Below are 19436 nucleotides of genomic sequence, written 5' to 3'. Positions count from 1 at the left end.
CCTTCATACTAAAGAGTAGACTGGTTAATGAATAGCCATTACATACGTATTCAAGACAGATTAATGACCTTTTATTTACTGTTTAGCCACGTTTTGTTGACGATTGATAAGGGAATTATAGGCATAAAAAAACCGTGATAAATCACGGTTTTTACAATGAGATGCATTTACTACATCAATAGTAAATTTATTTGATTAGTTGGTTTTCTCAGTAATCGTTAACATAGGTCTTGATGGGTTAATTGCGTTCAATGTAAAGACATAAGTCGCTTCTTTAGTTACATCAAAAGTAATATCAGCACCGGGTAATGTTAAGGTTTTTGCTTCACCGGCGGTTAAGATATTATCATCAACAACACCGCCAACCGTAGAGTCTTCTTCCCAATCAGCAGAGGCAATTTTAAAATTATAGCTACGAACGGGTAATAACGTTTCTATTGTATAAATACCTGCAGCATAAGTTAGTATATAAGCCTCTTCGGTAGCCCATCCATTCATGTCGCCTTTAAGGTACATAGTACGTTCTTGGTAAGGGGCAGGCGCTTCGGTTACTGTTAATTTAGGCGCGGTAAAATCAGTCGCATCTAAAGTGAAGGTTAATATTTTATTTTCAGTCACTTCAATGGCAATATTATCTTCACCCGGTAAGGTTAATAATTTTTCTTCACCGATAACAACATCACCTTCGCCAGCAAAAGCACCCATAGTAGAATCGTTTTCCCAGCCATCTGACGCTATTTTAAAGCCATACTTTTTAGTGTTATCAATCAATGCATTTACCACGTAAGTGGTGTCGGTAAGTGCAAAGTCAAAGTTAGGTGTTGTTGACCAATCGTTCATGTCACCTTTTAAATACAAAGTGCGACCTGAATAAGGTACTGCATTCTCAATTGTTAATATTGGGGCACCTTTATTGGTAGCATCAAGTATAAATCGATAAGTACCCGCTGCAGCGGCAGTGAAATTAATGTTTTGAGCAACATCTTCACCAAAAACTAATGTGGTGGCAGTATCAAGTGGCACAACGGCACCTTCGGTAGCAATACCGAAATTAGTCGCATCAGTCCAATTAGCATCAGCCACTTTAAAGGCATAATCTTGCATTTCTAATGGATGTAAAGAGGTGTAGATATTTTCACCCTTATATACCATAGGAAGGGCATTAGCCCATTCGTTCATGTCGCCTTTAACATAAAGTACTTTGTCATAAGCAACTTCAATAACGGTTAACGTTGGTGCTTCAGTATCTGAAATATCTAAAATGAACTGGTAGTTACCGTTGTTAGGAATGGTAAGGCTAATGTTTTTACCTAGCTCTTCACTGGCAATCAATGTTTTACTTTCGCCAAGAACGACTGTTTCATCACCTTCACTTGCGCCAAAGGCATTGACAACATTCCAATCTGCATCAGCAACTTTGAAATTATAAGCTGTCGCTGAGCCCGTAACGGCTAGTGCCATCGTGTAGACACCTTCAGAGTAAACAAATTTATTGCTGTCGTCTGTGGTTTCCCAGTCAATGAGGCCGCGTAAATAAAGTTCAGCTGCGCCATCAACAATAGTTGGCACTGCATCTGGGTCGGTTACACACTCGTCACCCGCTTCATTAGCTATAAGTGGCGCTTCACACTCTAAAGGTGCCGGTGTTGAGCCACCAGGAACAACTAAAGAGGCAAACGTTCTTGGGAACGGAAAGATAGTGGTTTCTTTTTCTAATAAGAATAATTCACCGGTATTAACTGTGCTTATATCAACAAGAATATCATCTTCACCTGAAAATTTAACTGAACCAATAGCATCGTAAACAATAAAGTTAATACAATTAGGTGGATCGATAGTATTCATTACCCAATAGGCGCCAAAATTATCATCAATACCTGTCCATGCTAATGAAGAGCCCCAAGGTGTGGTCCCTTCAGGACGATCAAAATCTGCATAGGAGTTACAGTCAGCGTTATTCCAAGCGTGCAAACCGGCAAGGTTATAATCTATCGCGCTGCCATCAGTTGGTGTTTCAAATTGAAAGTAAATAACTAATTCGTTTGCCGCTGGTGTGTAAGCTGGTACGGGCATAGTGATACCGTTAGAGCCATCAATCCATGCCTCTTTGCTCATTTCACAAAGTTGAGTGTCAGGGTTGGCAACTTCAGGGTAATTACAGGGGGTAATTACTAATTCACATGCATTACCTGTTTCGTTAATTGTTTCTGGTGACTTACACCAAAGAGGGGATTCAGTAACAGCATTACTTTCATCACTTCCTCCACAGCCTGCTAATACACTAACCAATACGGCTAACGTAGCAAACGATAATTGTTTCATATAACCAGTCATAAATGACATCTCCACTTAAATGTTGATAAGGTGCTAAGCCGTTATTTATATAGCAAACTTAGTACGTTGTTTTTATTTTAATAATTGTTATTGCTTTATATTGTTACTGTCACGTAATCAAAAAACGGTCTTAATCATCCATTAAAAAGTAGCTTCAGGTTATGTTGAATCTAATTTCATCATCCTTTCACTGGGGAACGATGTTATGCCGCGTTGACTATAAAACCTAATGCTGATGTTATGAATACGTATTCAAAGACCTACAGTAATCTGCTTTTATTCTTACTTTAATTTTTTAAGGTTATGTAATAAAAGGAAATAACGAGTTTACTTGCTTTCTAGAACCATCTTATTACTAAAGTTCGCTGATGGGTAATCGGTTGTAACTGTGCAAAAAATGATTACTATGAAGTTGTCACCGTAAATCTTGAAACATAAATAGATAGGGAATATCTCATAAAAATAATTGACTCCAACTCGCTGTGCGTTATCAACCATAGTGCAAGTGTAAGTAGGGGCTTCTCGATAATACATATTATTAGGAATATGAAACAATGAACAAATTCAAGCCAAATATATTAACACTCAGCTTAATAGCTGCGGGTTTATCATTTGCTAGTGTTCCCAGTTTTGCTCAAGATGCTCAAGAAGAAGTAAAAGCGCAAACTGTTAACGTTAACAAACCAAAAACATTAGAAGAAAAAGAAAATGCAGTAGAAGTTATTGAAGTTAGAGGTTTTAGAGGCAGTATTATTAAGTCTTTAAACACTAAACGTTTTTCAGACACTGTCGTTGATGCGATATCAGCTGACGACATTGGTGGTTTACCCGATGTATCTATAGCCGATTCTTTAACACGCTTGCCAGGTGTTACCTCTGTACGAATCGATGGCCAATCAAGCGAGCTGAATATCCGTGGTTTATCAGGTGGCTTTGTATTTTCAACATTAAATGGTCGTGAACAAGTTTCAACAGCAGGTGGACGCTCAGTTCAGTTTGATCAATTTCCTTCAGAATTAATTAAGCAAGCGCAAGTGTATAAATCACAAAAAGCGTCGCTTATAGAAGGCGGTATTGCCGGTACTATTGAACTAGAAACCGCTAATGCGCTAGATAATGAAAAAGAAACTAGCTTTCGTTTTTCAGCTCACGGAAATTGGAATGATGCCGCTGCTGGCAATGAAGATTCTGCTGACTTTGGTCGCCGCTTAACCGCTTCTTATCAAGCCAAATTCTTAGATGACACGCTTGGTCTTTCATTGGGTTACGCCGGTATGTTTCAGCCTACTGTGTCGAGCCGTTTCGTAAACTATCAATTTGACGACCGAGATTTATCAGAAACATATGATGGCGGTCCAGAAAGTCTATTAGTTTCATCTGGCTTTGAAGTTAATGAACGTGGTGGTGAAGATAGTCGTGATGCTTTTGTTTTGGCGTTAAATTGGGAACCTCGTGATGATTTACGTTTCCAATTTGATGGTTTTCATTCAAAGTTTGACTCAGAAAAATGGGATCGTGGTTTACGTATATCAGGCATAAATAACATTGCCAGCCCAGGACAGTCTTTACTCTTAACCGATCCGCTTATTGCTAACGGCGCACTTATCGGTGGTACCATCTCTCGTAATCCTAATGGTGATGCCATTGCGCCACCTTATAAAGGGTCTGATCGTAGCTTAAATATTCAAACACAAGCCGATGATAATACGACGAACAGTGAATTAAGCTCATTTGGTTTAAAGGGTGAATGGGAAATTAATGATGATTTATTAATGACCGTTGATTTTGCCCATTCTCAAGGTAAAGAGACCAGCAAAGATCAAGTTATGCGTATGGCTTATTTTAAAGACTCTAGCGCAGCAACTCCTATTATTGATAACGACATCATCTTTAGCTATAAACTTAATGGCTTAGAAAACCCTGATTTAGCCTTTAACCAAGACTTTACCGATACCGACCACATGATGGTTACCAGTGCAGAGTCATATCCAAGTATCGAGTCAAATGAATCAAATGCTGTACGAGTTGATTTCGCTTACCAACTTGAAAGTGACATCTTTAGTTCAGTTGAATTTGGTGCCCGTTTATCGGAACGTGAATACGAACTGGGCCGTGGTCGTTTCTTATATGGTACTACCGACGCAAATATGCGTAATGGTCAATACATCACTTATGCAGGTACCGATGAAGAAGGTAACCCGATAGAAACAGAACGTTTTGCTCCATTTCCATTATCCAATGAAAACTCGACAGTAACGAGTATTAACGGTGACTTACCGGGTATGCCGAGTTTCTTAGCGGTTAACAACAACGATATTTTAAATGCTTGGATCCCAAATGTTGATCGTACGCCAGTACGTGACTGGAATCATAGCTGGACAATGACTCAAAATAATATTGTTGAAGAAGAAGTTACCGCAGCTTATGTGCAATTAAACCTAAACGCTGAACTGTTTGGTTTACCGTTAAGCGGCAATGTAGGTCTTCGCTATGTTGGCTCTAAACAAAGCAGCACAGGTTTAGTCAATGTGGGAGCGGGTAATGGTGATGTAATTTATGATGATGTTGGCGGTACAAGCGACGAATTCCGCCGTGAAACAGTCAGCGAAAGTTATAATGATTTATTACCATCTTTAAATTTGAATATTCAATTGTCTGAAGACGACCAATTACGTTTTGCTTACTCAAAAGTTATGTCACGTCCAGATATGCCATCAATGGCTAACAGCGGTAACTTTAGGTTTAATTCAGCGGATGACGGTCGAAACTATATTGATTTAGACAGTTCAACTAGCCCGTCAATACGTCCGTTTTATGCAGATCAAATCGATATTTCTTATGAGCATTATTTCTCTGAAACCGATGGCGCGTTTGTTTTTGCTATTTGGAACAAAGACATTGAAAACATGCCAGGTACAACCACAGATAAGAATTTTGATTATCAGGCTAATGGTATTGCTGTACCAGCAATCCCTGATGACAAGACGCATGCTGAGTACGATAGCGAAACTGGGGAGCCCATTGGCGAACCACTCGTTTGGGAAAATGGCACTTATTCACACGCCGCTAATAACGCAGAGGCAGGTTATATTCGTGGTATTGAAATTGGATATACGCAAACTTTTACCTTTTTACCTGATATGTGGAAAGGCTTAGGCGCTAACATCAATTTTTCTTACACAGAAAGTGAAATCGAACGTCCGTCAAATGTACCGGGTGAAGATGGTCAGCCAGGTCCAATCGAAGGTTTATCACCACGCGTATTTAGTGCAACACTTTTTTATGATTACGAAGATTTGTTCACCGCGCGTGTTAGTGCTCGTCATCGCGCAGAATACTTGAGTCGTCAAATTGCGATTGGTGATTCACAATCAGCGTATTTCCAAGAAGAAACGATTATTTCTGCACAAATGTCGTATAACTTTACTGAGAATCTACAAGGAGTCGTTTCTGTTGATAACTTAACAGACGAACCGAATATTTCTTACTTTGGTGATACTTCACGTACCGGAACAATTCAGTACTTTGGCCGCACGGTTTACTTTGGTATTAATTATTCAATGTAAATGAAAACTTAAAAAGGTGTGGATGAAACCACACCTTTTTTATTTGTCGATAGTCATGGTAATTTTTTAAGCAGTAAAAATTAATGATAAATTCAGCCTACCCAGATAAAACAGCACAAAGCACTTCCCCAAAAAAACTTAACATGGTGATTTTAGGTGGTGGTACTGCAGGTTGGATGACCGCTAATTTAATGGCTAAAAAGTGGCAAAACCACCCCGTTTCAATAACGTTAATTGAATCTCCTTCGCTCGGTGTTATTGGTGTTGGTGAAGGCTCTACACCACAATTAAAAAGCTTCTTTGACAAAATAGGTGTCACCGAACAAGAATGGATGCCGCAATGCAATGCGACCTATAAAAATGGCATATTATTCAATGGCTGGTCAACACGAGTAGGTTTTGAAAGTTATTTTCATCCTTTTACTTCGCTTATCGATGCCCATACGGCTCCTGCCTTTGTCTATAACACTCAGTATCGTCGTAAAGGCTTTAACGTCGATTGTCATCCTGATCGTTTCTTTTTGTCTGCACAATTAGCTAAACAAAAAAAATCTGCGGTTGGCGAATATAATTTTCCTTTCGATATTGGCTATGGCTATCACTTTGATGCCATTTTATTGGGGAAGTTTTTAGGAAAAGTTGCGCAGAAAAAAGGTGTTAAGCATATTTTGGCGCAAGTTGATGAGGTAAACGTAAATGATGCTGGCGACATTCAATCGTTAACACTCGATAACGGCGAGGTCATTGCCGGTGATTTTTTTGTTGATTGCTCAGGCTTTAACAGCCTACTTTTACAAAAAACATTAAAAGTACCTTTTATCAGTTTTAAAGATAACTTATTTAATGACAGTGCTGTGACCATCTCTGTAGCAAGAGATGAAAACGCTCAGCAAGGTCTTAACTCACAAACTATTGCTACTGCGATGAAATGTGGTTGGGCGTGGGATATTCCGCTAACTAACCGCACTGGAAACGGCTATGTTTATAGTTCAGAGCACTGTACTGGCGAACAAGCAGAGCTTGAGTTACGAGAAAAACTTTCATTGGTCGATGAAGCCGTAGACGTTCGTCACTTAAAAATGAAAGTAGGGCGAGTCAAACAACATTGGCACAAAAACTGTGTCGCTATTGGCTTGTCGCAAGGCTTTATTGAGCCCCTTGAAGCGACCGCTTTACATTTTGTCCAAGAGAGTATTGAAGGTTTTATTGATGATTTCTCTCTCGGTCTGTACAGCAATATTTATCAAGATAGATTTAATGAAAAAATGAATCATCGTTTTGATGGCATTCGTGATTATATTGTCGCTCATTATCGCTTGAGTTCGCGTGACGACACCGAGTACTGGCGAAAAAATAGCATAAATCCCAATATATCTAACAATTTAAAGAAAATAGTACAGTGCTGGGTCGCGGGTGATGATTTAAACAAAGCCCTAATTCAACCAGGTATGGTGAGTTTTTACCCACCAGTTTCTTGGCATGCTATGCTTGCCGGTTACGGTATTTTTCCTGAGTTATCACAAGACAAACAACTTGCCGAAAAATTTGGCGAGCAGGCTCTTGATGCAGCACATAAATATGACTTAGCGCATATAGACCAGTTTATTCAACGCTGTTCAGTAAATTTTGCTGATCATCAACAGTTTATTAATGACAAGCTCATTAATAAATAAAGTTATTGATAGGTATTCACATGAAAAACACGCGATCATCACTTTACGTTTACCCCTTTCTTTTCTTATTAAGCTTCGCACTTACTGCGCTATCAGGTTGTGGTGGCGGAAGCGCGAGTAACGATAAGCCTGTCGAGAAAACAGGTGTTGAAACACCTGTTTTAATTGGGCCACAAGTTGTTGGTATTGCTGCAAAGGTTACTGAGCTGGCTGCCATTGGCAGCGCTAGTCATCAGTGCCATGCCGTTGAGAATAGTGCGCAATCATTACAGTTTTCGGAAATTTCTCAGCAAGCGGGTATTACCTTTAGCCATTCAATGCCCGATGGTGATGGCGTATTAGGTATGTCTGGTGGTGTGGCTGCAGGTGATTTTGACAATGATGGTTGGGTAGATTTATACGCGATAGGTGGTGAAGGGCAAGCCAATGTTTTATTAAAAAATCAAGGTGATGGTACCTTTACCGACCGAGCTAGCTTTTCAGGTGTTGCTCAAAAAAATAAAGGCAGTGGTCCTGCTTTTGGTGATTTTAATGGTGACGGCTTATTAGATTTATTTGTTGGTGGTGTCGGTGGCGATGCGGCAAAGCTTTATGTTAATCAAGGAAATGAACAATACCTAGACATTACTGCGAGTTCAGGTCTGGTACTGCCGGGTAATAATTTTTCAGGCACTTGGGCTGACTACGATAAAGATGGTGACCTTGATTTGTTTGTTACTCATTGGACCGAAGAACGTAGCGGTTACTTTGCCTATTTTTGGCAGAATAATGGCGATTCAACCTTTTCAGATGTCACCTTTGAAGCCGGTATAAAAAATACCAGTAATGCCGATAAAACCTTAACCGCAACATTCTCTGATATTAATAACGATGGTTGGGTCGACCTACTCTTAGTAACAGATTATGCGCAAACCCGTCTTTACAAAAACAATAAAGATGGCACGTTTACCGATATCACTGACCATGAAGTGATAACAGATAATACTGGCATGGGCTCAGCAGTGGCTGACTACGACAATGATGGCGACTTAGACTGGTTTGTTAGCGCAATATCTTATCGAGACGAACCGGCAAAGTTAGGTTGGCTGTCTCCAGGCAATCGCTTTTATCAGAATCAGGGCGATGGCACTTTTCTTGATAAAACAGACGAGCTTGGTGTTCGTCATAGCTCTTGGGCATGGGCGACTTGTTTTAGTGATTTCAATAACGACGGCTTACAAGATTTATTTGTTGTTAATGGTATGTATGGCGAAAATATTGAAAAAATGTTTTTAGACGATCCTTCTCGACTCTTTCTTGCTAATGGCGATGGTACTTTTAAAGAGTCATCCATCGATGTCGGTATTGATGACAAGTCGATGGGGCGAGGCTTAGTATGTTTTGATTATGACAAAGACGGTGATCAAGATATTTATATTGCTAACCATGATGAGCCACCTAAGTTGTTTTGTAATAATGGCGGCAGTAAGACGGGTCAGAATAACTTTATCAATATCAAATTGATTGATGCAACCAGTAACTCTCAGGCCCTAGGGGCAAGGATATATGTCAGTAGTGGTGATATTCGTCAAATGCGGGAATTAAAATCAGGGACAAATTATGTATCACAAAACCCGGTTGAAGCACACTTTGGTTTAGGTAAGTCGTCAATAATAACCCGTATACGTGTGGTGTGGCCTGATGGCGAAGAGTCAGTGATCACTCAAGTAGCGGTCAATAAATTTGTGACTATCGAGCGTATTTAGCCGCTATTGACTAATTATTTAGTTGCTAGCCAATAATTGTTAGAATCAAAATAAGTATAAAAATAATAAGTAGACCTTATGATTAAGCCGAGCAAAATGAAAATAGTAAAAAACATTATCCTGCCACTCATGTTAAGCCCATTATTATTAACGGCTTGCGGTGGTTCAAGTTCAAGCAGTAAAAATGAAGTGATTGTTGCTGCGCCAATAACAATAACACCCGAGCGAAGTGGACAGTCAGTTGCAAGACAGTGGAATGAAGTTTTACTGCATGCGATACGAAATGACTATGCGCGCCCTACGGTACATGCTCGAAATTTATTCCATATTTCATCAGCAATGTTTGACGCTTGGTCTGTTTATCGCCCGCAAGTGAAACCTTTTTTATGGGGCAATAATGTTGCTGGGTTTAATTGTCTTGCACAAGCCGTTGATTTGCCTATCGACATTATCCCTTTTCAAGAGCAAGCGATAAGTTTCGCCAGTTATAAAATGATCAAACATCGTTTTCGCTTATCACCTGGAGCCAATAATATTATTGCCACAGCGGATGCTTTAATGACGCGCTTAGGCTTTGATGTTGATGATACTTCTGTCGACTATGCTAATGGTTCAGCTGCAGCTCTTGGTAATGCTATCGCCCAATGCTATATCAATTTTGGCTTACAAGATGGCGCTAACGAACAACAGTTTTACAGTAATCGCCATTACCAATCGGTTAACCCTGCGTTAGCTTTGGGAACTGGGCAGTCGGGTAACCCGACTATTGTTGACTTAAATCGCTGGCAACCCCTTTCTATTCAGGGATATATTGATCAAGCAGGAAACCCTGTTGACGATATGCCTGAATTTTTAAGCCCAGAATGGGGACAAGTTGTTCCATTTTCCTTATCTGCAAATGACAAAACTGTTTTTACCCGTGATGGATTTGACTATCAGGTTTACCATGATCCAGGGATGCCGCCGTTGATAGGTTCAGATACAGCGGATTTATATAAGTGGGGCTTTTCGTTAGTCGCGATATGGTCAGCTCATTTAGATGAGAATGACGGTGTCGAATGGGATATATCGCCAAAAAGTATCGGTAACATTAATAGCTTTCCAACAACCTTTTCTCAATATAATGAGTTTTACAATCAACTTGACGGCGGAGATACCAGTGCCGGTTATATCCTTAACCCAGTAACTAACCAACCTTACCAAGAGCAGATTGTGCCTCGTGGTGACTATGGCCGAGTACTCGCCGAGTTCTGGGCAGACGGTCCTGAGTCTGAAACACCGCCGGGTCACTGGTTTGTCATCCTAAATACCGTTAGCGACCATAATTTACTTGAAAAACGTTGGGCGGGTACTGGCGAAATATTAGGTAATTTAGAATGGGATATAAAAAGCTATTTTGCCATGGGGGGTACTATGCATGACGCGGCAATCGCAGCTTGGGGGATCAAGGGGCGCTACGATTATATTCGACCTGTTTCAGCCATTCGTGCAATGGCCGACCTAGGACAAAGTAGCGATGAGCAATTACCTTCTTATCACCTTAACGGAATTCTTCTTGTCGATGGTTACATCGAACTTGTTGGAGCGAACGATGCATTAGCAGGGGACAATAAACAAAATGTCGGAAAAATTAAAATTTATGGCTGGAAAGGCCCAGATTACATTAACAACCCCGCTACTGATAAAGCCGGTGTTGATTGGATTTTAGCTGAGAATTGGTGGCCTTATCAGCGTCCCTCTTTTGTGACCCCACCTTTTGCCGGCTATGTATCTGGGCATTCTACTTATTCTAGAGCCGCTGCCGAATTAATGACCGCAATGACAGGTTCACGATACTTCCCTGGCGGAATGAGCGAATTTGACGTGGTTGCCAATGAGTTTTTAGTTTTTGAACAAGGGCCAAGTGTCAATATGACCCTGCAATGGGCGACTTATCAAGATGCTTCTGATCAATGTAGTCTGTCACGTATTTGGGGAGGTATTCATCCACCTGCCGATGATATTACCGGTCGCTTAATTGGTGAGAAAATAGGTAAAAATAGTTTTGAGTTTGTACAAGACTATTTTAGTCAATAACCTTTAATGCGACTGCAAATAATAAAAAGAGAATAATAAAAATGTTGGCCATTCAAAAAAACCTTAGTAAATCTTTCTATATGCTATTGAGCCTACCCGCAACAGCGATGGGGTTTGCTTTATCAGTACAGATATCAGCGCTTAGCTGGATATTAACTACTCAATACGGTCTTGATATTCATCAGGTCGGCTTAGTGTGGGCCGCAGGACCTATTGCGGGGATTTTAGGACAAGTTATAGTTGGTATTATTAGCGATAATGTTTGGTTTTGGAATGGCCGTCGCCGTCCGTTTATCCTCATCGGTGGTGTGTTAGCCGCTATGATGTTATTGGCTTTACCCAATATTGATATTGTTTCTTCATCACTTGGCATCTCAGGATTGCTCGGCGTAGCGATTGCTGTTGCGTTAACCTTAGATTTATCGATAAATATTAGTTTTAATCCAACACGTGCCATTATCGCGGATGTAACCCCTGAAGGTGATGCTCGCACTAAAGGTTATACCTGGATGCAAACGGTATCAGGCTCTTTTGGTGTATTGGCTTATGCGGTTGGTGCTACGTGGGGGAACTTTATACTTATTTATTTAGGCGCAGGATTAGTGTTTTTTCTATCAATATTAGCTCCTTTTTTTATTAGCGAACCCAAAGAATTATTAGTAAGTCAACGCGATGTTATTCAAGATAAAGTCTCGTTTACAATGGTGTTGATGAACATAAAACCCTTGTGGGGCTTCATTATTTACGATATTTATGCGATGGCTTTACAAATATCAGGTATAAAAACCGATCATTACTGGGCTGAAGTTATTGCGGCAATCATTACCTTGTATTTTGTTGTTATTACTTTATTTGCTAAAGAGAGTTGCAGTGATAACAGCATTGGTTTTAGAAAAGTATTAGCCGCTCATTCCTTCAGTTGGATTGGCGTACAAACGATGTTTGTTTTTATTATTGCTTTTCTTCAAGACAAAATGCCAAGTTTGTCAGACGATGATTTAGGCAAAGTTATAGCGATGAGTTTTCTCATTTTAAGTGCAGTGTCTGCTTTATTACCGGCATTTGTGCTTGAACCGATAGCTAAAAAAATAGGACGAGTAAAAACCCATACCTATTGCATCGCCAGTATGGCCGTTGGCTATGGATTAGTCGTCATGTTTGGAGATGTAAAAGAAGTGCTTTACTTACTTATGGCGTTATTAGGAATTGGTTGGTCTGCTATTATTAGTTTACCGTTTGCCATTATGTCTGAAAAGGTTGAACAGTCTCGTATGGGCCTATATATGGGCCTATTCAACTTGTCTGTTGTATTACCGCAGTTGTTAGTTAGCTTAGCGATTGGTTTATTCATCAGTAAAGTTGCCGATAAAAGTGTAGTGTTTCAAATTAGTGCTATTGCACTCGCAATTTCAGCGTTGGCTTGGACGAAAGTACAGGAACATTCAAAAGCTTAATTCAGACAAAATAACCTTATAAAACGATAAGTATTAAACAACTTATCGTTTTTGTATCGATTTAATAACAGCAATTAAAGATTCTTTTCGTTTAATTATTAGCCATCTATAGACAAGTACCCCCAATTTAAATTATAAAATGCGCAACGTTATATTTTAGGAATTAAGATGAAAATTTTTCAACCGTTAGCTTTATTATTTTTTTGCTCGGTAATGGCTTTTAATGTTCGTGCCGATATTAATGAAAATACCACCATTAACGACATTCATCAGCAAATGCAAAGTAAACAATTAACCAGCGAACAATTGGTGCAATTCTATTTAAAACGCATTGCGACATATGATGACAAAGGAATGACGCTAAATTCAGTGGTGCAATTAAATAAAAATGCCCTCAAGCAAGCTAAAGCACTTGACCTTTATTTCCTTAAAAATGGCTTTAAAGGCAGCTTGCATGGTATTCCTATTCTACTTAAAGACAATATAGATACTACTGATGGTATGGCAAACACAGCAGGCTCAACTGCTTTAGCCAATAATTTTCCAGATGATGATGCTTTTTTGGTTAAACAACTCAAAGAAGCTGGCGCGATTATCTTAGGAAAAACCAATCTAAGTGAATGGGCAAACTTTCGCTCAACCGCTTCATCAAGTGGTTGGAGCGGTTTATATGGACAAAGTAAAAACCCTTACGATATAACAACTAGTCCTTGTGGCTCTAGTTCAGGTTCTGGTATTGCTGCTGCGGCTCACTTCGCTACGGTAACAATAGGTACTGAAACTGATGGTTCAGTGACTTGTCCAGCGGCAATTAATGGGGTTGTTGGAATAAAACCAACCTTAGGCACCGTTAGTCGCGACGGTATTATCCCCATTGCGCATAGTCAAGATACAGCGGGCCCTATGGCGAGAAATGTAACCGATGCGGTTATTTTGTTAGCGGCAATGGTAAAAGCAGACCCAAGTGATCAAGATGGAATGTCTTCAACGATAGATTACCTCTCACATTTAAAGCTTGATGGTCTTAAAGGTAAGCGTATCGGTATTGCTCGAAATCTAATGGGTTATCATCAAGGGCTAGACAATGTTTTTAGTCAGGCAGTACAAGATCTTAAAAGCCAAGGTGCAGTGATCGTAGACGACGTTAATTTTGAAAAAAAAGATCAGTGGGGCGATTCTGAATTTGAAGTGCTGCTTTATGAATTTAAAGACGAGCTCAATAAGTATCTTTCAAAAACAGCACCAGGCATGCCAAAATCACTCAGTGAAATGATTGAATTCAATAAAATAAATGCTGATATTGAAATGAAATATTTTGGACAAGAAATATTTTTGATGGCACAAGCTAAAGGGGACATTACTGATAAAGTTTATCTTGATGCACTCGCAAAAGCGAAACGTTTAACACAACAAGCAGGCATCGATGCGTTACTTGAAAAGCACAATCTTGATATGATTATTGCCCCAACCACAGGGCCCGCGTGGAAAATTGATTGGGTTAATGGCGACCATTATTTAGGTGCTGCATCTTCTGCTGCGGCAATATCAGGTTACCCTCATATTACGCTACCCATGGGCTATGTACATGGCTTACCTGTTGGCTTATCAATGTTTTCCGGCAAGTTACAAGAAGGTATCTTGATTGAAGCTGCTTTTGGTTATGAACAAGCGACTCAACATCGCGTTGCGCCAAAACTACAGTAATTATCTCTGGTAAATTAATAACAACTAGATGAAGTAAATAATGCAGATGCACGGTCTATAGTTTTAGTACAAACATTTACTTCATATAAGAGTTTATAAAAATTATGGTTAATAACAAAAAATATATACCGGTCATTGTCACTTTGCTTTTCTCTATGCTTTTTATTAACAGCGCTTTTGCCAAGCAGACTTCAATAAACGTTGGGCCTAAAGTGGGTGACAAAGCACCGGCTTTAACGGTAATAGATGCAACAAAATCAGTGGTTAACATTGAGGACTTAACCGCTGAAAAAGGATTAATCATCTTATTTTTTCGTTCAGCTGACTGGTGTCCCTTTTGTAAACGCCACTTAATTGAATTCAATGAATATGCTGATAAATTTAAAGCGTTAGGTTACGGTGTTGCGGCTATTTCTTATGACAGTACTGACATCTTAAACGATTTCTCTAAGGCGCATCAATTAACCTATCCTTTGTTGTCAGATCAAGCGGCGGCGACGGTAAAAGCCTATGGTATTCTTAATAAAGATTACCAAATGGGCGATGATAATTATGGCATTCCTTATCCTGGTGTTGTGATTATTGACCCTGCAGGGACTATCTTTCATAAATACTTTTTTGAAGGTTATCGCAAACGTGTAAAGTTTATCGATTTATACCAGCAGTTAAGTACCATCAAATAAGCGATAGATTTTAGTCGTATAACAGCCTCTACTTTTTAAAATAGTAAGGAATAGAGGCTAAACAATAATAAATAGATAATAATTTAAAAAAATGTTTACTTTCACGTTTAAGCTGTTTATAGTTGTTTTGTTAATTATCCCCCTCTCGTTTATTTAACCTATTATCACTTGTGATTAGTACTTGTGATAATCAATGTTATGTCTTTCCCTTTCACAGTCAGTCATCACTCAAATTACTAAGCCTAAATTGTTGTCTGAGGTTATCAAGATCCATTATTTCTTGATCAGATATTTATAAATATCTAAACGTTTTCACACAGTAATATGGCTTTTATTATTAATGCGCAGCAGCGCAAATTAAAGAGTTTTATTATGTCTTATACATATAAAGGAACGATTTATTCAATTAAATCACCTATTAATTTCATTTCAGTTAACAAACACAATGTTGTTGTTAACGATCAAAATGGTACTAAGTTAATCAAGTTTGGCAATAACACCGATTCTAAATGTTTTTTAGAATGGATATACCAAGCTTAATAACAAGATAAACCCTCAATTCAACACCATGAGTTGAGGCAATGATTTAAGTCGAATCTTAGCGATATAACCACTAAGCTTCGACTAAATCGCTACTTTTACTTCACTTCAATCAATCCCCCTGATTTATCATATTTGGCTAATCTAGCTACAATATTCTTTGCTAATTTCTCTAAATATCTATTAAATTATATTTATCTACGATATCGATATCGATAAATGATTAAGTTATCCTATGTTACGATTTTGATGCTAGGGTGTTTTACTTAGCTATTCATTAGCCGATGGCCCCGCTAACTGATATTAATAAAAATTAAGTTAACCTATTAAGACAAAGGAACAACATAAATGAACAGTGTTAAGCATGATGGTCTCGACTTTATCCCTTCAAAGGTTGTCTGCATTGGCCGAAATTATGTCGAGCATATTGAAGAGCTAAACAATGAAATTCCAGCAGAGCCGGTAGTTTTTATTAAGCCTAACTCCGCCATTTCTAATGAGATAGAAAGCCATCAATCTGATGAAATACACTATGAAGGTGAGATCAGTTTTATTATTAAGAACAATCAAATTTCTGGTATAGGCTTTGGCTTAGATCTGACAAAAAGAAAGCTTCAAAATGTGCTTAAATCAAAAGGTCTACCTTGGGAGCGAGCTAAAGCTTTTGATAAATCGGCCGTATTTAGCAACTTTGTTAACTGTGATGGCGATTATAAAAGTTATAAAATGGAGTTATTTATAGATAACCTTCTTATACAATTCGCTAATTACCCACTGATGATCAACAAACCTGAAATGTTAATCACTGATATACAAAGTTTCTTAACCCTTGAAGATGGAGATATTATTATGACTGGCACGCCTAAAGGTGTGGGCATTATAAATTCGGGTCAGTTATTTACCGCTAAAATATATAAAAATGAAGAAATTATTATTGAACAATCTTGGCTTGTTCAATAACTTTATAGGCGCTAGATAAAAAGGGCCATTAAATATAGCGCGACTAAAATAAGATGAACGCTTTAATTAGTCGCCCTCCAACGCTGCCTCATCGTTAAGGAAGGTTCATTAATAAAGTTGTTTTATGGCGAAAGGGACGTCATATCGACCTTGTTTAGCGTATATCACTTTATAAAACTTCCTTCATCTATCGATAGTGCATAAGACTTATACTCCATGTCAGATTTTAAAATATGTTTAGCTAGCCAGCTATAAAGAAATATCGCTCTTTTATGATGTATATCGATATTATAATGTGTGAGTTTTTCTTCTAGTAAATGAAATTTATTTCTTAGCTCAGCGTGCTTTCTTATATGATCTTCAGTGTCAGGATGATTCGGTAAGTTAAATGATTTCATTAGCCATTTTCTTTGTGTTGAGCGTTATGTTGATTTTTTTGTTTGAATGCTAACAACCACTTTTCAAAATCACTCGCACTTAGCGGTTTACTATAAAGAAAACCCTGATGGTTGCTACAGCCTAACTCACACAACTTATCTGCTTGTTCTTGCGTTTCTATACCTTCAGCAATGAGGCTAACGTTGAAGGTTTTCGATAGCAAAATTAATGCCATTACTATTGCTCTGTCTTCTGGACAATTTACAATATTATCAACAAAGCATTTATCAATTTTTACATTATCAATAGGTAAACTTTTTAAGCGTTGTAACGAAGAATAGCCAGTACCAAAATCATCAATTGCGATTTTGACTCCTAATTCTCTCAAAGCCACCAAAATAGCAGTGTGATGATTATTATCTTCAGAAAAAAGAGATTCAGTGACCTCAAGTTCAATAGCATTACCAGGGATCATCTCCTCTGTTAATACTTTTTGTACCTGAGCAAAAAGATCATTGCGATCAAACTGTCGCAATGAGATATTAATCGCCATAACCCCAGTAAACAAATTATTAATTCTCCACACTCGTAATTGCCGGCATGCGCTTTTTAAGACAAAGTGGCCTAGCTCTTTAATAGCTCCGTTTGCTTCTGCTATTGGAATAAAAAGGGCGGGTGATATAATCCCCTGCTCAGGGTGAATCCATCTAAGTAAGCATTCGATGCCATAAACTTCACCATTATCAGCATTTATTTGTGGTTGATACCAGACTTCAAACTGTTTATTTTCAATTGCTTGATAAATTTCTCTATCAAGTTCCATCCTACGTTTAATTAACTCTTTTTCTTTAGTATCAAATAATGAATAATAATTTCCTCCTGACTTTTTTACTTTCATCATAGCAACATCAGCAAATGAAATAAGCTCTTTAACATCAAGTGAATCTAAAGGAAATGTACTTACACCAATACTTATCGTTGTTTTAAACTCACCAAATTTGGTCTTAAAAGGTTTTTCAAAAAGGGATAATATTTGTTCACAAATTTTATCTAAATTTCTTAGTGACTTTTCTCCCTCAACAACAACTATAAATTCATCACCACCACTTCTTGCTATAATGTCATTGTCACGTAATTTAGCATTAAGCCTATTTGCGACACTCTTTAATAACTCATCTCCTACTTCGTGTCCTAGAGAATCATTAATAGATTTAAACCTGTCTAGATCACAAAAAAGCACAGCAAAGTAAGTGGGGGTTTCACGATGAAGTTCAGATAAATGTTCAAGTTTTTCAAATAATAGATGTCGATTAGGTAAGCTAGTTAATGTGTCGTGATAGGCATGAAAGTGAACTTCTTCTTCAGATTTTTTTCGACTGGTAATATCGGTAAACTGACAAATATAATTAGAAATGTGACCGTTACTGTCTTTGATACTGCTTATATTTAACCACTCAGGGTAAATTTCACCATTTTTTCTTTTATTCCAAATTTCGCCTTGCCAACCCCCTTCATTAATAAGCTTTTGCCAAAATTGTTTATAAAAATATTTATCTTGTTTTCCAGAGCTTAGGATAGCTGGGGTTTTCCCCCAAACTTCTTCTTGCGTATAACCGGTTATATGAGAAAAACCTTTATTGACTATTTGTATATAACCTTGATTATCAGTCACTACAATCGCTTCATTGGAGTGGTTAAAAATTTGTTCAATAATAGAAATATTAGATTTAGTAATATCGTTATAATTAGTTGCTTTAAAAAAGAGTAATGTTTGTTCTTCGTTATTTTTTGTTAAAGAAAAAAAACAAACGTCTACAGGAAGCTGTCTGTTATCTTTTTGCTGTAAAGTTGAGCTGAAGTGACCAAAGTCAGGGTTACTGTTATTTTGCTGAACTTTATCTGCAGAAAACTTGTGTATTTTATCAATTGAATAACCGAGTAAGTCGGTCTTATCAAGCCCTGTCATCAGTAAGTATTCAGTGTTTACTGCTACTAATATGTAGTTAGCATTTAATGTTAGAATACCCGCAGTTATTTCGTCTTTCATTAACGCTTTGTCCAAATAGCCCATATTTCATATTCCCTCATTAACAACATAGCGTGTCAGCATTATTAGTTGTTTTATAATCTTAGTTAAAATTAAGTAAAAAGCTCGTTTTTATGAAATTTATTTAACAACAATATGCGAGATAATGACTATAGTTAACTAAACCTTATCAGATGCTTAAGTTATAAATACCAATAATACACCTAAAGACTATATTCCTTTGTCGAGGGGGCGGGATCATAGGCTAATCCAAGTGTGTTATAGCTCTTATTGATA

Annotated in this window: 10 protein-coding genes; 8 read left to right on the top strand and 2 right to left on the bottom strand. The window is 38.1% G+C overall.

Features of this window, described 5'->3' with window-relative positions:
* Positions 1-195: 195 nt before the first annotated feature.
* Positions 196-2334 (bottom strand): pullulanase-associated domain-containing protein, encoded by a 2139-nt coding sequence (locus tag H4J56_RS14080; protein WP_182259502.1) that lies wholly within the window; start codon positions 2332-2334, stop codon positions 196-198.
* 554 nt (positions 2335-2888) lie between these two features.
* On the opposite strand from H4J56_RS14080, the gene H4J56_RS14075 reads away from it, so the two are divergent.
* The 8 genes from H4J56_RS14075 (at position 2889) to H4J56_RS14040 (ending at position 16735) form a co-directional block, all read left to right on the top strand.
* Entirely contained in the window at positions 2889-5900 is a 3012-nt protein-coding gene (locus tag H4J56_RS14075; RefSeq protein WP_182214111.1) for a TonB-dependent receptor, read from the top strand.
* Positions 5901-5983: 83 nt separating this feature from the next.
* A complete protein-coding gene (locus H4J56_RS14070; RefSeq protein ID WP_259364630.1) occupies positions 5984-7573 on the top strand; it encodes a tryptophan halogenase family protein in 1590 nt (529 codons plus the stop codon).
* A gap of 20 nt (positions 7574-7593) precedes the next feature.
* Positions 7594-9318, top strand: coding sequence for a CRTAC1 family protein (locus H4J56_RS14065; protein ID WP_182214109.1), 1725 nt, complete (start codon positions 7594-7596; stop codon positions 9316-9318).
* A gap of 96 nt (positions 9319-9414) precedes the next feature.
* Complete coding sequence (locus H4J56_RS14060) at positions 9415-11394, top strand: vanadium-dependent haloperoxidase (protein WP_182222335.1); 1980 nt, start codon at positions 9415-9417, stop codon at positions 11392-11394.
* A 41-nt stretch (positions 11395-11435) separates the two neighbouring features.
* Entirely contained in the window at positions 11436-12848 is a 1413-nt protein-coding gene (locus tag H4J56_RS14055; protein ID WP_182214106.1) for an MFS transporter, read from the top strand.
* Positions 12849-13016: 168 nt separating this feature from the next.
* Positions 13017-14552, top strand: coding sequence for an amidase (locus tag H4J56_RS14050; RefSeq protein ID WP_220465954.1), 1536 nt, complete (start codon positions 13017-13019; stop codon positions 14550-14552).
* Between the two features lie 104 nt (positions 14553-14656).
* Positions 14657-15235 carry a peroxiredoxin family protein gene (locus H4J56_RS14045; protein WP_259366421.1) on the top strand — a complete coding sequence of 193 codons (579 nt, stop codon included), beginning with the start codon at positions 14657-14659 and terminating at the stop codon, positions 15233-15235.
* 888 nt (positions 15236-16123) lie between these two features.
* Positions 16124-16735, top strand: a complete 612-nt coding sequence (locus tag H4J56_RS14040) for a fumarylacetoacetate hydrolase family protein (RefSeq protein WP_182222334.1) — start codon at positions 16124-16126, stop codon at positions 16733-16735.
* Positions 16736-17132: 397 nt separating this feature from the next.
* Here H4J56_RS14040 and H4J56_RS14035 read toward each other — a convergent pair whose 3' ends face one another.
* Positions 17133-19184 (bottom strand): EAL domain-containing protein, encoded by a 2052-nt coding sequence (locus H4J56_RS14035; protein WP_182222333.1) that lies wholly within the window; start codon positions 19182-19184, stop codon positions 17133-17135.
* Positions 19185-19436 lie beyond the last annotated feature (252 nt).

It is taken from the genome of Colwellia sp. BRX8-4 (assembly GCF_014077345.1).
In the GTDB taxonomy this organism is placed as follows: domain Bacteria; phylum Pseudomonadota; class Gammaproteobacteria; order Enterobacterales; family Alteromonadaceae; genus Colwellia_A.
The sequence above is the reverse complement of the archived record's forward strand: the minus strand, read 5'-3'. Positions and strand labels throughout refer to the sequence as shown.

Coding starts and splice junctions, on each gene's coding strand:
- H4J56_RS14045 (WP_259366421.1), top strand. CDS start 14,657: ATGGTTAATAACAAAAAATATATACCGGTCATTGTCACTTTGCTTTTC.
- H4J56_RS14065 (WP_182214109.1), top strand. CDS start 7,594: ATGAAAAACACGCGATCATCACTTTACGTTTACCCCTTTCTTTTCTTA.
- H4J56_RS14070 (WP_259364630.1), top strand. CDS start 5,984: ATGATAAATTCAGCCTACCCAGATAAAACAGCACAAAGCACTTCCCCA.
- H4J56_RS14060 (WP_182222335.1), top strand. CDS start 9,415: ATGAAAATAGTAAAAAACATTATCCTGCCACTCATGTTAAGCCCATTA.
- H4J56_RS14075 (WP_182214111.1), top strand. CDS start 2,889: ATGAACAAATTCAAGCCAAATATATTAACACTCAGCTTAATAGCTGCG.
- H4J56_RS14050 (WP_220465954.1), top strand. CDS start 13,017: ATGAAAATTTTTCAACCGTTAGCTTTATTATTTTTTTGCTCGGTAATG.
- H4J56_RS14040 (WP_182222334.1), top strand. CDS start 16,124: ATGAACAGTGTTAAGCATGATGGTCTCGACTTTATCCCTTCAAAGGTT.
- H4J56_RS14055 (WP_182214106.1), top strand. CDS start 11,436: ATGTTGGCCATTCAAAAAAACCTTAGTAAATCTTTCTATATGCTATTG.
- H4J56_RS14035 (WP_182222333.1), bottom strand. CDS start 19,184: ATGGGCTATTTGGACAAAGCGTTAATGAAAGACGAAATAACTGCGGGT.
- H4J56_RS14080 (WP_182259502.1), bottom strand. CDS start 2,334: ATGACTGGTTATATGAAACAATTATCGTTTGCTACGTTAGCCGTATTG.